The 13,148-nt window shown below is 64.4% G+C and carries 13 protein-coding genes; 4 read left to right on the top strand and 9 right to left on the bottom strand.

The features are described from left to right. Nucleotides 1-104 precede the first annotated feature (104 nt). The 4 genes from EC912_RS17995 to EC912_RS17980 all read right to left on the bottom strand — a co-directional run bounded on the left by EC912_RS17995 (nt 105) and on the right by EC912_RS17980 (nt 2,913). Complete coding sequence (locus tag EC912_RS17995) at nt 105-842, bottom strand: SEL1-like repeat protein (RefSeq protein ID WP_132147013.1); 738 nt, start codon at nt 840-842, stop codon at nt 105-107. Nucleotides 843-899: 57 nt separating this feature from the next. Beyond that, a complete protein-coding gene (gene rpe / locus EC912_RS17990; protein ID WP_132147010.1) occupies nt 900-1,574 on the bottom strand; it encodes a ribulose-phosphate 3-epimerase in 675 nt (224 codons plus the stop codon). A gap of 209 nt (nt 1,575-1,783) precedes the next feature. Next, entirely contained in the window at nt 1,784-2,602 is an 819-nt protein-coding gene (djlA, locus tag EC912_RS17985; protein WP_132147007.1) for a co-chaperone DjlA, read from the bottom strand. Continuing rightward, complete coding sequence (locus EC912_RS17980; protein WP_132147004.1) at nt 2,599-2,913, bottom strand: c-type cytochrome; 315 nt, start codon at nt 2,911-2,913, stop codon at nt 2,599-2,601. Before EC912_RS17980 ends, djlA begins: the two co-directional genes overlap by 4 nt. A gap of 131 nt (nt 2,914-3,044) precedes the next feature. Here EC912_RS17980 and EC912_RS17975 point away from each other — a divergent pair, with 131 nt between their 5' ends. The 4 genes from EC912_RS17975 to EC912_RS17960 all read left to right on the top strand — a co-directional run bounded on the left by EC912_RS17975 (nt 3,045) and on the right by EC912_RS17960 (nt 5,162). Then, nucleotides 3,045-3,941: a phosphoribosylaminoimidazolesuccinocarboxamide synthase gene (locus EC912_RS17975; protein WP_165973664.1), complete on the top strand. Its 897-nt coding sequence runs from the start codon at nt 3,045-3,047 to the stop codon at nt 3,939-3,941. Nucleotides 3,942-3,971: 30 nt separating this feature from the next. Continuing rightward, nucleotides 3,972-4,439: a DUF962 domain-containing protein gene (locus EC912_RS17970; RefSeq protein ID WP_132146998.1), complete on the top strand. Its 468-nt coding sequence runs from the start codon at nt 3,972-3,974 to the stop codon at nt 4,437-4,439. Nucleotides 4,440-4,455: 16 nt separating this feature from the next. Then, complete coding sequence (locus EC912_RS17965; RefSeq protein ID WP_132146995.1) at nt 4,456-4,866, top strand: hypothetical protein; 411 nt, start codon at nt 4,456-4,458, stop codon at nt 4,864-4,866. A 98-nt stretch (nt 4,867-4,964) separates the two neighbouring features. Beyond that, the gene (locus EC912_RS17960) at nt 4,965-5,162 is read left to right on the top strand and encodes a DUF2061 domain-containing protein (protein WP_165973659.1); all 198 of its coding nucleotides are present in this window, start codon (nt 4,965-4,967) and stop codon (nt 5,160-5,162) included. Nucleotides 5,163-5,324: 162 nt separating this feature from the next. Here EC912_RS17960 and EC912_RS17955 read toward each other — a convergent pair whose 3' ends face one another. From EC912_RS17955 to aceF, 5 genes are all read right to left on the bottom strand, one after another. Further along, nucleotides 5,325-7,457 carry a beta-agarase gene (locus EC912_RS17955; protein ID WP_132146989.1) on the bottom strand — a complete coding sequence of 711 codons (2,133 nt, stop codon included), beginning with the start codon at nt 7,455-7,457 and terminating at the stop codon, nt 5,325-5,327. Between the two features lie 15 nt (nt 7,458-7,472). Continuing rightward, the gene (locus tag EC912_RS17950; protein ID WP_132146986.1) at nt 7,473-8,801 is read right to left on the bottom strand and encodes an APC family permease; all 1,329 of its coding nucleotides are present in this window, start codon (nt 8,799-8,801) and stop codon (nt 7,473-7,475) included. A 150-nt stretch (nt 8,802-8,951) separates the two neighbouring features. After that, a complete protein-coding gene (locus tag EC912_RS17945; RefSeq protein WP_132146983.1) occupies nt 8,952-9,407 on the bottom strand; it encodes an REP-associated tyrosine transposase in 456 nt (151 codons plus the stop codon). A gap of 191 nt (nt 9,408-9,598) precedes the next feature. Further along, nucleotides 9,599-11,386 carry a dihydrolipoyl dehydrogenase gene (gene lpdA / locus EC912_RS17940; RefSeq protein ID WP_132146980.1) on the bottom strand — a complete coding sequence of 596 codons (1,788 nt, stop codon included), beginning with the start codon at nt 11,384-11,386 and terminating at the stop codon, nt 9,599-9,601. Nucleotides 11,387-11,400: 14 nt separating this feature from the next. Beyond that, nucleotides 11,401-13,080: a dihydrolipoyllysine-residue acetyltransferase gene (gene aceF / locus EC912_RS17935; RefSeq protein ID WP_132146977.1), complete on the bottom strand. Its 1,680-nt coding sequence runs from the start codon at nt 13,078-13,080 to the stop codon at nt 11,401-11,403. Nucleotides 13,081-13,148 lie beyond the last annotated feature (68 nt).

Genomic DNA, 13,148 nt, shown 5'->3' with positions numbered 1-13,148 from the left:
GTGAGCCCGACCCCGACTGGCAGCCGATCTGATTTACCCCGCTCCGCCGTGGAGCACTTTTGCTCCCTCCGCCAGCTGGCGGAGGGAGTTTTTTTGCGGGGCGGCTAACCGCCCTTTGCAATCAGCGTCCGTAGCGGAACCAGCTGCGCCTCGCCCACCGTGACTTCGCCTTCCCAGCCGTAGAAGTAGTTGGCTGCCTTGTATTCCATCATGCGGCCGAAGCCGAAGCCGCTGGCCATGAAGCGGGTGTCGCCCGGTTGCGCGCCCATCGGCGAGGTGAGGCCGTCGACGAAGATGCTTCCGCCGAAATTGGCCGCCCAGGCGATCTGGTTCATTTCGCGGTCGAAGCGCTTCTTGGCGCGAACCGCCGCGACCTTGTCGCCGTAGACGGGTTTCAACTCGTTCCAGTACGCATTTGCCTGGTCGCGTTCGGCCGGGGTAGCGATGCGATAGGCCGAGATAAAGGCCGGCTCGTATTGCACGTCGTGGCGTTCCGCCGCGATCGCCAGCCAGGCCAGTCCGAGCGGGCGGTTGGCGGCGACGCGATCGCCGTTGAAGTACATGATGCCAAGCGCGTACTGCGCCGGCTTGCTGGCCCAGCGGGAGGCGTCCTTCAGACGCTCGACGGCCATGCCCTGATGGCCTGCCCAGAAATCGCGGGCAGCGGCGCAGAAGTAGTATTCGCCGGGAAGGAAACGTTCCAGCCCACCGGGACACGGCATCAGCGATTTGGCCACGGCCGCGCCCTGATCCGGCAACGGTACCGGACGTTCCGCCGACTGCGCGGCAAACGTCGCGGTCAGTGCGACGACCAGAACAGTAAGACTGCTGCGTACGCTCATGATCCGATCCTCCGATGGTTCTCCCGCCCCGGAGGTCGATCTTAGTAGCCTAAACGCTCATTTGCCGTGAATCGACGCGTGCATCCTGGCGATAACGTCCGCATAGTCGGGCGCATTGAAGATGGCCGAGCCCGCGACGAAGGTATCGGCACCCGCCGCCGCGATCTGCCCGATATTGTCGGCATTCACGCCGCCGTCGACTTCGAGGCGGATGGCCCGGCCGCTGCGATCGATCCGCTCGCGCACCTGGCGGATCTTCTCCAGCGCCATGGGGATGAACTTCTGACCGCCGAAGCCGGGGTTGACCGACATGATCAGCACTAGGTCGATCTTGTCCATGACGAAGTCGAGGTAGTCGAGCGGCGTGGCCGGATTGAACACCAGACCCGCCTGGCAGCCCTCCTCCTTGATCAGCCCGATGGTGCGGTCGACATGCTCGCTGGCTTCGGGATGGAAACTGATGCTGTTGGCACCGGCTTTGGCGAAGTCCGGCACGATGCGGTCGACGGGCTTGACCATCAGGTGCACGTCGATGTGCTCCTTGATGCCGTAGTCGCGCAGCGCTTTCAGAACCATCGGACCGATCGTCAGATTCGGCACGTAGTGGTTGTCCATGACATCGAAATGCACCCACTGGGCACCGGCATCGAGCACCTTGCGGGTGTCGTCCCCGAGACGGGCGAAGTCGGCCGAGAGGATGGATGGAGCGATGACGGAAGGCTGGCGGGACATGGGGGTGGCCTTTGGCGTGGGGCTGATGCGGGTAGCGTAGCGCTCTCTGTGGGAGCGCGCCTGCGCGCGAAATCTACGGAGCGGAGAAGCGGTGCCTGGCATCCGCAGTTGGATAGCGAGCTCGCGAAGGAAACCTTGGGCTTCCGCGCCCTGTTGGCTTTCGCGCGCAGGCGCGCTCCCACAGAAAGCGTGAGAGCTTCCCGGGAAGGTTATTTGAACCCCCGCTCCGCCTTGATCCGCTCGTACGCCGCGTTGATATCGCTTGCCCGCGATTCGGCGCGGCGGCGCATGTCTTCGGGCAGATCGCCAAGGCGGTCGGGGTGGTGTTCGGAAATCAGCTTGCGATACGCGCGCTTGATGGCGCGATCGTCCGCATCGCGCTGGATGCCCAGGATGGCGTAGGGATCGGGGCCCTGCGTGTTGCGATGGGGCGGCACGTAGCCGCCACCGTTGCCGCCGCCGTACGCGCGACCGCGCTGGCCGCCGCCCGTGGCGTTCCACGCGTAGCCTTTCATGGCCATCAGGGCCATGAGCTCCATATCGCTGATGCGCAGGGCGAATGCGAGCTGGCGCAGGATCGCCATTTTCTCGGGCGCGGGCTCGCCCTCGGCGAGTACCGTCTCCATGACGACGTCGAGGACGGTGAAGCTGTGGTCGCGCCGATGGCCGACCCACGCGCGCAGTTCGTTGATGACGACGGTCGCGTTGAACTCGGGTTGTTTGCCTTCGTTGAACGCGATGATGGCGTCGCGGCGCTGTTCGGTATCTAGGCCGAAACGGCTCATCAGGCGTTCGGCGATGGCGATCTCGGCTTCGGAGATGCGCCCGTCGGCCTTGGCTACCGCGCCGATCAACGCGAACAGCGGATGGATGTAGCCGCCGGCGACGGGAGCGGCACGGGAACGCTGCTGCTGGCGGCTGGCGTCGAACATGAAGCCGAGCGCCGCACCGACCAGGGCGCCGAGCAGACTGTAATGCGTGACCCAGAAGCCGGCGAAGGCGCCGATCATCGTAGCGGTGAAATTCATGGAGCGGCCTGCGGGTGGGGCGTCTGGGCGGCGAACCACTGGGCCAGCTGGTCGAGTTCCGCATCGGAAAGGGGGCCGGTAGCCGCGCGCATGACGGCTACGTCGCGACGGCCGTCGCGGTACTGGCGCAGTGCTTCGCGCAGATAGTCGAGCTTCTGCCCTGCCAGATTGGGCGCGCCGGGCATCGTCGCCATGCCGTCCGCGCCATGGCACGCCGCACACAGGCCGAGCCGCGCCGGTTTGACGGGCGGGGCAGCGAACACAGGGAAGGTCAGGGCCAGGGCAAGCGCCGCGGTCGTCGGAATACGCATTCGGAACGCAATGGGGGCAACAGGCGGTAATTCTAGCCTGTGGCCGCACGCGTCGGGGGTGCTGGCCGGCGCCAAGCAGGATGCCGGGCGGTACAATGACCGCATTCTTCGTTTTCCGGAGCCTGAAGCCCGTGCCCACCACCCTGCTGCAATCCGAACTGCCTGGTCTGGACCTGATCCATCGCGGCAAGGTCCGCGACGTCTACGCCCTGCCCGGCAACCGCCTGCTGATGGTGGCGACGGACCGGCTATCCGCGTTCGACGTGGTGCTGCCCGACCCGATTCCGGGCAAGGGCGAGATGCTGACGCAGATATCCAACTTCTGGTTCGGGAAGACGGCGCACATCGTGCCGAATCATCTTACGCACGAGCCCGTTGCCTCGGTGCTGCCGGCTGGGGTCGATCCGGCGCTGTACGAGAAGCGTGCGGTCATTACGAAACGCCTGAAGCCGGTACCGGTCGAGGCCATCGCCCGCGGTTACATCATCGGTTCGGGCTGGAAGGACTATCAGGCGACCGGCTCGATCTGCGGCATCGCCCTGCCCGCCGGCCTGCGCCAGGCGGAAAAATTGCCCGAGCCGATTTTCACGCCGTCGACCAAGGCCGCCGTGGGCGACCACGACCAGAACGTGAACTTCGACGCGGTCGTCGAGGCCGTGGGCGAGGAACTGGCCAATACGGTCCGCGAGGCGACGCTGTCCATCTACCGCTTCGCCGCCGCCTATGCCGCCGAGCGCGGCATCATCATCGCTGACACCAAGTTCGAGTTCGGCACGGACGATAGCGGCACGTTGTACGTGATGGACGAAATGCTGACACCCGATTCGTCGCGCTTCTGGCCGGCGTCCGAGTATCAGGTAGGCATCAGCCCGCCGAGCTACGACAAGCAGTTCGTGCGCGACTATCTCGAAGCGATGGGCTGGAATAAACGCGCGCCGGGCCCGAACGTGCCGGCCGACGTCATCGAGGGTACGGCGGCAAAATACGCCGAGGCATTGCAGCGCCTCGCGGGCATCCGGATCGACTGATCCGTTCGAACACTGGCAGGAGGGGATCACATGCGCGACGCAACCACCTGGTTCGGCAATTACAGCAAAGACCACCAGAATCCGACCAATACCCTGATCCACTGGATCTGCGTGCCGGCGATTACCTGGTGCGCCATCGCACTGATCTGGCTGATTCCCGTGCCGCCGATGATCGGACGACCCGGGCTCTGGGCCGTGGTCGCCATGTTTCTCGCCTTCCTCTTCTACTATTTCCGGCTGTCGCGACGGATCGGACTGGCGATGGCGCTGGTATTCATCGTCCTCGGGCTGGTGACCGAAGGGCTTTACCGCGCGCTTGGGCCGGCCGGACTGGCCTGGCTCGCTGTCGGGGTGTTCGTCGCCGCGTGGATCGGCCAGTTCGTGGGCCATGCCATCGAAGGCCGCCGTCCGTCGTTCTTCACCGACCTGCAATACCTGCTGATCGGCCCCGCGTGGCTGATGAGCAAGGCCATGCGCCGGTTCGGCGTGTCTTACTGAGTTCAAAGGATCCTGCGTGACGCAAACCCTGCTCACCTTCTTAAGCGGCGCCATCTGGTGGGTTATCTATAGCAGCGCGGGTGCGGTCCTTCCCGCGCTGGTGGTCTGGCTGGTGCTGCGCTGGCTGGAAAAAGTGCCTGTCGTGTTCAATCGCGCGTATTTCGCCAGCCTGCTCTGGACGCTGGCGGCCGTGGCCATGAGCGGTATGGTCATCATCGCCCAGCACGGCAGGGCGGCCGGCGTATCGATCTTCGAGCTGCCCTGGATGCGTGCCTCGCTGGTCGTCGACATGGTTCTGGGCGCCTTCCTCGTATGGCGGCTGGTGCCGCGAATCGACGCCCGTCGCGTGAAACCGACCAGCGCCTGCATGGCGGTGGCCATCGTGATGATGGTGGCGATGATCGTGGGGACCACGATTCGCCGCTGAACGCCATTCGGTCGCCCTATCGGGGCGATTGAGACTATGCGTTGGACTCTGGCCAGTGCGCCCCCATAATGAGAGTCATTCTCAATGAGGGCGCCGACATGGCCCGGGCGATCAAATACGCCGCGACGCATTTCAGCATCGCGTTTTCCATGAGTTACGCGGTGAACCAGAGCGTGCTTGCCAGTACCGCTATCGGGGTGGCCGAGCCGATCGCGTTTGCGTTCGGCCGGCGGGCGTTTCGTCAGGATGCGGGCAGGCAGGCGGTGAGGGAACCGGCGAAGGTTTGCGCTGGCTGAGAACTCGCCCGCTCTGTGTAGGAGCCCGCTTGCGGGCGAAAGCCAACGGGGTGAGGAAGACGGATGCTCACCTCCGCGAGCCCGATCTACGGGCTGCGAATGTTACGCATGGCGACTCCGCTTCGTTGGCTTTCGCCCGCAAGCGGGCTCCTACATACAGTTTTAGCGGCTTGTCGCGCGTTTGTTTTCTTCCGTCACCGCCTTCGTGAATTCCCCGAACGGGATATCGGTGATGCCTACCAGCCCGATGTGCGCGTTCTCGCCGTCGAGGATTCTTCCGGTGACGGGCTGATCCACATACTGGAACCAGTGCGTGCCGACGATGACACCCGACGCCACGGCCGAATCGACGAAACGGGCGTACGCTTTGCCGCGCTCGGCTTCATTCGCCACGGCCGCTACACCATTGCCGAACGGGCCCCGATCCGCCGAGCCGAAATGGAACTCGGTAATCATCACGGGCTTGTCCATCTTGCGGAAGGCCGCGATATCGAAACCGTGCTCGGGGAGATCCGTATACGTATTGATGCTGGTGACGTCGCTCCACTTCGCACTGGCCGCTTCCACTTCCGGCGTACGGACGGCTAAACGACCGCCGAGGAACAGATGATGCGGATCGGCCTTCTTCAGCGTTTGCGCAACCGTCTGGAAATAGGTGTCCGCGTAGAGATTCAGAAACGCGATGTAGTCGACGGCGACCGCGGGATGCGCCTCGGATGGATCGGGCGGTACGAAGTTCGCTGCGGCGAGCTGGCTCCATGACATCGACGGCAAGCCCCACGCCTGCGCGAACCGGCCAGCGTCGTCGCCATAGGTTTTCTTCAGCGCGGCGATGAACGCCTGCTTCGCCGGACTATCCGGACCCTGCTTCAGCGTGCCGGTAGCCAGCGCCCAGCGACCTTGTGGTCCCGTGCCCGCCCATGCGAGTTCGTTGTCGGCGAAGTAACCCAGCAACCAGGGATCGTAGCGCACGTCGTGCGTCGCTCGCGTCACGGCATCGCGTACCGCCGCCACGAAACGCGGATCGAACGGGTCGGGCATGCGGCCCCAGTAATCGAAACCGGTGGCGACGGTGTTGTAATCGCCATGGACGAGGATGGGCACGGTATAGGCGATGCGCTTTTCCTTCGCCAACGCCGGATCGCTCCAGTTGCCCAGCGTATTGAATCGCCATGCGAGCAGGCGATCGATGCTGCGCTTGCGCCATGCCGATGCTCCGTTCGCGCCCAGCGTACGCGTGATGTTCGTGGCGTAGATGTCCCACCAGCGCCCGTGGTTCAGGCCGTTGTCGCGCTGCGAACCTTTGTCGCTGCGACTGTCGCCGGTGCCCAAGCGATCCTCTCCGGTCCACTTTGTATCGGTGAACATGTACTCGCGGCCTTCCACGTAGGTGCGGCCGTCGGTAGCGTTTACCGCGTTCACGCCAAGCGAGAAGAATGCATGGCCTTCCGGCGTGACGAGATACCAGCGGGCACCAAGTTTCTGCGTGTGGAACCAGCCAGTGCGTTGCAGACCGGCGAGGTCTTTCCGGCCGCCATAGATATCGAGATCGTCACGGGCCGAGGCAGCGGGCGCGGCGTTCGCGCGTTCTTTCAGCTCGGCATCCGTACCGACTTTCTCGGGCCACGTGGCACGCGTGAACTGACCATAGCGATCGACGATGGCGGTGTACGCGCTTTTCAGGCCAGCGTCGCCAGCTACCGCGTCGAGCTTGCCGAAAAGCAGCGTCTGCGGCGACCCCGGCTGCGGCATCGACAGACGCAACGACGTGACGGCGTGCGTATCGATGCCACCGTCGACGAAGGTCGCGACGATCAGCTTGTGCGCATCGTCGCCAAACGGCATCGGCGGCCCGACCTGCATGCCGAACGCACGCGGAGAGGTCGGCGCCAGCGGGACGATCAGTGTCTGCGGCGGCCCGGGCGGAATACCCACCGTCGTGCGCAGATGCGCATCGCCCTGCCCTGCGATGTCGACCATCAGGGTCACGGGCCAGGGCATACCGTTCTGCACGCGAAGCGTCACGCTGCCTTTCGCCGACCAGTCCCATGTTCCCGACGTGGGCTTCAGGGTAAGGGACGGCGCTGCCGCAGGCCGGAAGGTAGCGGCGACCTGCTCGCTTCCGTCGGCGGCGTGCTGCACTTTGCCGTCGAGCGAAGCGTCGCTGGCGTCGATGCGGATCGACGCGCCCGGATGGACCAGATCGACGACCGTATCGCCCGGTGGCGGAACGGCGGCGTGGCAACAGGCGTTGGCGAAACAAGCACCGACAAAGAAAAACTTCGATAGACGCATGATGATTCCGTGGGATCAGACTGTGCGCAGTCGACGCCGCCACAGGTAGTAAACGGGAATGCCCAATGCGATGACGAGCAGGCTCATGCCTGCGTTACGCGGATCGTTGATGGCGGTGGCGACGATGACGCCAAGCACCGTGACAACGAAAATCATCGGTAGCACGGGGTATAGCGGCACCAGGTACGGCGACGGTTCGCTCTTGAGTTTCCTGCGATACCAGAAGATCGTGGCGATACCGAATGCGTGCGAGAGCCATTCGCCCACCGTGGTGAAATCGAGCAAGGCGCCGAAGCTTCCCGAAAGAATCAGAAAAATCGCCCACAGGCCAAGCGCCGCCAGCGCGAACTGCGGCGCACGCGTGCGCGGTTCGATGCGTGCGATCGGACGGAAGAACATACCGTCGGCGCTCATTACCTGGAGTACGCGTGCGCCGCCGGCAATGGCGATGCTGCAGTAACCGAAGGTGGAACAGGCGATGCCGACCGCGATGACCGTGGCGCCGTGTTCGCCGAACATGCGGCGCATCAGTTCGGCGGCGGGCGCTGTGCTGGCCGCAAGGCCGGCGTGACCCAGGCCCGCCAGATAGGCGAAGTTGACCAGCACGTAGCAGACGACCACGCTACCCATGCCGAGGCCAAGCGCGCGGGGCAACGTGCGCTGCGGTTCGCGGACTTCGCCGGCAAGATCGTTCAGGTAGTGAAATCCGCCATAAGCGAAGAGCACCGGCAGCAACGCGCCGATAAAGGTTCCCGAGCTCACATGTGCGGGGCCCGGTTCGAAGGCCATGCCGTAGTGACCGCGCGCCAGCACCAGTCCCACGACGATCAGCAGTGCCACGGCGCCGAGCTTCAGCAACGTGAAGACGTTCTGCATCAGTGCGCCAGCGCGGATGCCGAAGAGGTTCACTGCGACGATGAAGACGATGGCCCCGACCGCGAGGGGTTTGACCCATTCGACCGGGAGGCCTGTCGCAGCGCATGCGTAGTCGGCAAACGTGGTCGCGACGGCGGCGACGCTGCCCGGATAGTTGATCAGCGCCATCGTCCAGCCGAAGAGAAAAGCCGGCAGTTGCCCAAATGCTTCGCGCAGATAGACGTATGTGCCGCCCGCCTGCGGGCGTCGCGCGCCGAGTTCGGCGTAGCAGAGGACGCCGGTAAGCGTCAGCAGTCCGCCGATCACCCATAAGGCGAGCAGCGCGACGCTGGACTGCGTGCGCTCGGCAACGGTGGCCGGCGTGCGGAAAATGCCCGCGCCGATGACGCCACCGATAACGATCATCGCGGCATCCCAGATGCCGAGGCGGCGGAGGTAATGGCTCGGGGTCGGGGCGGTGGGGGGCATGGGGTTACGATGCCACAAATGGGGGTGGGGCTTCTTCGCTTCGTAGGTTTTCGCGCGCAGGCGCGCTCCTACAAGAGCCTGCCGTGCGGTGCCGTCCTGTAGGAGCCCGCTTGCGGGCGAAAGCCTATGGAACGTAGAAGCAGCAAAACGTCATAGCCAGACAGCATTCCAGTACGGGTAGTCACCAACACGATCGACCAGCCCCGCCCTTATCGGATTGGCAACAAGATAGCGTGCAGCCTGCCGAACATCCCGATCGCGGCGCAAAGCCGAGTCATGGAAGGTCTTCTGCCATACGGGATATCGCCGTCCCGTCGCGCGGACAGCCCGCGTGACGTGGGATTTGAATCGGCGGATCGCTTTGGAGAGATCGCCTTCGTGAAGCTCGATCAGGCCATGCCAATGGTCTGGCATCACGACCCATGCAAGGCAGGTGGCATCTGGCCATGTTTTTTCAGCATGACAGACCCTCGAAACTAGACGGGCTATTCGGTAGTTGGCGAACAGATTCGCCCTACCCCATGTGCAGGCGGTGATCAGGTAGATCTGACCTTCACAGGAGACGCGTCCGCGACGGAGCGAATAATTTCCGGGGGGATTATGCATCTGCGAGAGAGTGAAGCTCGCGAGAATTTGCGACTAGGCTGCTTGGGCGGTCGTCGGCGAGGGTGGGGAGCGCGGCTCTAAGTGGGCGCCCCTCTTCTTCGCTTCGTTGGCTTTCGCCCGCGAAGCGGGCTCCTACAAGGTTCCTGCCAACGTGGTGTCCGCGCGCTCCGCTCGGGAGCGCGCGGATGTTTTTACTTCTTCTTCGGAATATACAAATCGGTGATCGTGCCTTCGTACACTTCGGCGGCCATGCCTACCGATTCGCCGAGGGTCGGATGCGGGTGGACGGTGCGGCCGATGTCGCCGGCTTCCGCCCCCATTTCAATGGCGAGTGCGAGTTCGCTGATGAGGTCGCCAGCGTGCACGCCGACGATACCCGCGCCGACGATGCGGTGCGTGGCTTCGTCGAAGATGAGCTTGGTGAAACCTTCCGTGCGGTCGATGCCGATCGCGCGGCCGGATGCGGCCCAGGGGAATTTGCCCACGCCGATCTTCAGGCCTTTTTCCTTTGCCTCGCGCTCGGTGACGCCGACCCAGGCGATTTCCGGATCGGTGTATGCCACCGACGGGATCACGCGTGCGTCGAAGAAGCTCTTCTCGCCGTGTGCCGCTTCGGCGGCGACCTTCGCTTCGTGCGTCGCCTTATGCGCCAGCATCGGCTGACCGACGAGATCGCCGATGGCGAAGATGTGCGGGACGTTCGTGCGCATCTGCTTGTCGACGGGGATGAAGCCGCGATCGGTGACTTCGACGCCGGCCTTGTCCGCACCGACCTTGTTGCCGTTCGGCGAGCGGCCGACGGAAACGAGGACGCGGTCGTATACGGTGGTCTCCGGAATGCTCTCGCCTTCGAACGTGACGACGATGCCCTTCTTCTCGGCCTTGGCCGCGACGACCTTGGTCTTGAGGTGGATGCCTTTGTAACGCTTGGCGATTCGCTGCTGCAGCGGTTTCACGAGGTCGAGGTCGGCGCCCGGCATGAGCTGGTCGGCGAGTTCGACAACGGTGACTTCGGCGCCGAGAGACGCATACACCGTGGCCATTTCCAGACCGATGATGCCGCCGCCGACGACGAGCAGCTTCTTCGGCACGTCGCGCAGTTCCAACGCGCCGGTCGAGTCGATGACGCGCTCGTCGTCCCACGGGAACGACGGCAGTTTTACCGACTGCGAACCCGCGGCGATGATCGCCTTCTGGAAACGAATGAGCTTCGTGCCTTCGGACGTGGTCACTTCCAGTTCGTTCGGCGAAATGAACATGCCGACGCCGGTGACCGTACGCACCTTGCGCTGCTTGGCCATGCTGGTGAGACCGCCGGTGAGCTTGCCGACCACCTTGGTCTTGAACTCGCGCAGCTTGTCCAGATCGATCTTCGGCTTGCCGAAGGTGATGCCGTGCGCGGAGATCGCTTCGGCTTCCTCGATGACGGCGGATGCATGCAGCAACGCCTTCGACGGAATGCAGCCCACGTTGAGGCAGACGCCGCCGAGCGTTTCGTAACGTTCCACGAGGACAGCGTCCATGCCGATATCGGCGGCGCGGAACGCGGCCGTATAGCCGCCCGGACCGGAGCCCAGCACGACGATTTCGCATTCGATATCGGCGGTACGGCCCGATGCGCCAGCGGCCTTTGGTGCCGCGGCGGCCGGTGCAGGAGCCGATACCGGCTTCGGTGCCTCGGGCGTCTTCGACTGACCGACGACCTTGTCGCCGGTCGGCTTACCCGTGTCGACGGCATCGGCTACTTCGATGAGCGCGATGACGGTGCCTTCGTTCACTTCGTCGCCGAGCTTGATCTTGATCTCGGTGACGACGCCGCCCTGGCTGGCAGGGATATCCATGGTCGCCTTGTCGGATTCGAGCGTGATGAGGCTCTGTTCCTTGATGACGGTGTCGCCGGGCTTGACCAGGATTTCGATGACCGGCACGTCGTGCGAGCCGCCGAGATCGGGGACTTTCAGTTCGATGGTATTGGCCATGTGTATCTCCCCGATCAGAGCAGCAGGCGACGGATGTCGCCGAGCTGGTTGGCGAGGAACACGGCGAAACGCGCGGCGAGCGCGCCATCGATGACGCGATGGTCGTAAGACAGCGACAGCGGAAGCATCAGGCGCGGCGCGAATTCCTTGCCGTTCCAGACGGGCTTCATCTGCGCCTTCGATACACCGAGGATCGCGACTTCCGGCGCATTGACGATCGGCGTGAACGCCGTGCCGCCGATGCCGCCGAGCGACGAGATCGAGAAGCAGCCGCCGGACATGTCGTTGGCGGTGAGCTTCTTGTCGCGCGCCTTCTTCGAAATTTCGCCCAGTTCGGCGGCGAGATCGAGCAGGCCCTTCTTGTCGGCGTCTCGGATGACCGGGACGACGAGGCCGTCCGGCGTGTCGACGGCGATGCCGATGTGGAAATATTTCTTGAGCGTGAGCTTCTCGCCCGTGACATCCAGCGACGCATTGAACTGCGGGAATTTCTTCAGCGCGGCGACCACGGCCTTGATCTGGAAGACCAGCGGCGTGACCTTGAGGTCTTTGTTTTCTTCGCCGAGCTTCTTGCGGAAGGCTTCGAGCTCGGTGATGTCCGCTTCGTCGTGCTGCGTGACGTGCGGGATCATCGCCCAGTTGCGCGCGAGGTTGGCGCCGGAAATCTTCTGGATGCGCGAAAGCGGTTTTTCTTCGATCTCACCGAACTTCGAGAAGTCGACCTTCGGCCACGGCAGCAGGTTGAGTCCGCCGCCGACGGCGATAGCGCCGCCCTCGACCGGACGCGCACCCGAGGCAAGCGCATGCTTGACCCAACCGGCGACGTCGTCGCGCTGGATACGGCCGCCGCGACCCGTGCCCTTTACCTGGGACACGTCGACACCCAGTTCGCGCGCGAAGGCACGAACGGCGGGGCTGGCATACGGCACCTGTTCCGGCATGACGACGCTGGCGTCGAAGGACACCGGCGGCGTGCGCGGACCACCGGCATCGGTGGAGGCGCGGGCCGGAGCCGGAGCAGCGGCTTCGACGCGCTTCGGCGCTTCGGAAACGGCCGGCGCCGGAGCGGCGGCAGGCGCAGCGGCCGGAGCGGCCGGAGCGGCCTCGCCTTCGGCTTCGATCAGGGCGATGACCGCGTCCTGGGACACTTCATCGCCGACCTTGACCTTCAGTTCCTTCACGACACCCGCGAACGGCGCGGGAATTTCCATCGTGGCCTTGTCCGATTCCAGCGTGAGCAGGCTCTGGTCCTTGGCGACGGTGTCGCCGACCTTGACCATGATCTCGATGACCGGAACGGCGCTGCCGCCGATATCGGGAACGCGCACTTCCTTCGTGCCGTCGGCGGACGCCGCGGCCTTGGCCGGGGCTGGCGCGGGAGCAGCGGCAGGCGCGGGGGCCGGCGCAGCGGCTTCGGCCTTCGGAGCTTCGGCGGCAGGCTTGGCCTCGGCAGCGCCGTCGGCTTCCACCAGGGCGATGACCGAGCCTTCGTTGACCTCGTCGCCGACCTTCACCTTCACTTCCTTGATGGTGCCCGCGAACGGCGCGGGGACTTCCATCGTGGCCTTGTCCGACTCAAGCGTGACAAGACTCTGGTCTTTTTCGACGCGGTCGCCGACCTTCACCATGATTTCGATCACGGGAACGGCGTTACCGCCAATATCGGGAACTAGCGCTTCTTTGACGTCGGCCATGGAACCTCCTGAAACATGCACCGACGGGCTGACGAACCCGTCGGCGGGGGAATGGGGGGCGCCTGTGA

The organism is Luteibacter rhizovicinus, from assembly GCF_004342265.1.
GTDB classification, from domain to species: Bacteria; Pseudomonadota; Gammaproteobacteria; order Xanthomonadales; family Rhodanobacteraceae; genus Luteibacter; species Luteibacter rhizovicinus_B.
The sequence above is the reverse complement of the archived record's forward strand: the minus strand, read 5'-3'. Positions and strand labels throughout refer to the sequence as shown.

Bases quoted from the DNA above. Each gene is read 5' to 3' on its own strand.
- EC912_RS17995 (WP_132147013.1), bottom strand. From the start codon at position 842: ATGAGCGTACGCAGCAGTCTTACTGTTCTGGTCGTCGCACTGACCGCG.
- rpe (WP_132147010.1), bottom strand. From the start codon at position 1,574: ATGTCCCGCCAGCCTTCCGTCATCGCTCCATCCATCCTCTCGGCCGAC.
- djlA (WP_132147007.1), bottom strand. From the start codon at position 2,602: ATGAATTTCACCGCTACGATGATCGGCGCCTTCGCCGGCTTCTGGGTC.
- EC912_RS17980 (WP_132147004.1), bottom strand. From the start codon at position 2,913: ATGCGTATTCCGACGACCGCGGCGCTTGCCCTGGCCCTGACCTTCCCT.
- EC912_RS17970 (WP_132146998.1), top strand. From the start codon at position 3,972: ATGCGCGACGCAACCACCTGGTTCGGCAATTACAGCAAAGACCACCAG.
- EC912_RS17960 (WP_165973659.1), top strand. From the start codon at position 4,965: ATGGCCCGGGCGATCAAATACGCCGCGACGCATTTCAGCATCGCGTTT.
- EC912_RS17955 (WP_132146989.1), bottom strand. From the start codon at position 7,457: ATGCGTCTATCGAAGTTTTTCTTTGTCGGTGCTTGTTTCGCCAACGCC.
- EC912_RS17950 (WP_132146986.1), bottom strand. From the start codon at position 8,801: ATGCCCCCCACCGCCCCGACCCCGAGCCATTACCTCCGCCGCCTCGGC.
- EC912_RS17945 (WP_132146983.1), bottom strand. From the start codon at position 9,407: ATGCATAATCCCCCCGGAAATTATTCGCTCCGTCGCGGACGCGTCTCC.
- lpdA (WP_132146980.1), bottom strand. From the start codon at position 11,386: ATGGCCAATACCATCGAACTGAAAGTCCCCGATCTCGGCGGCTCGCAC.
- aceF (WP_132146977.1), bottom strand. From the start codon at position 13,080: ATGGCCGACGTCAAAGAAGCGCTAGTTCCCGATATTGGCGGTAACGCC.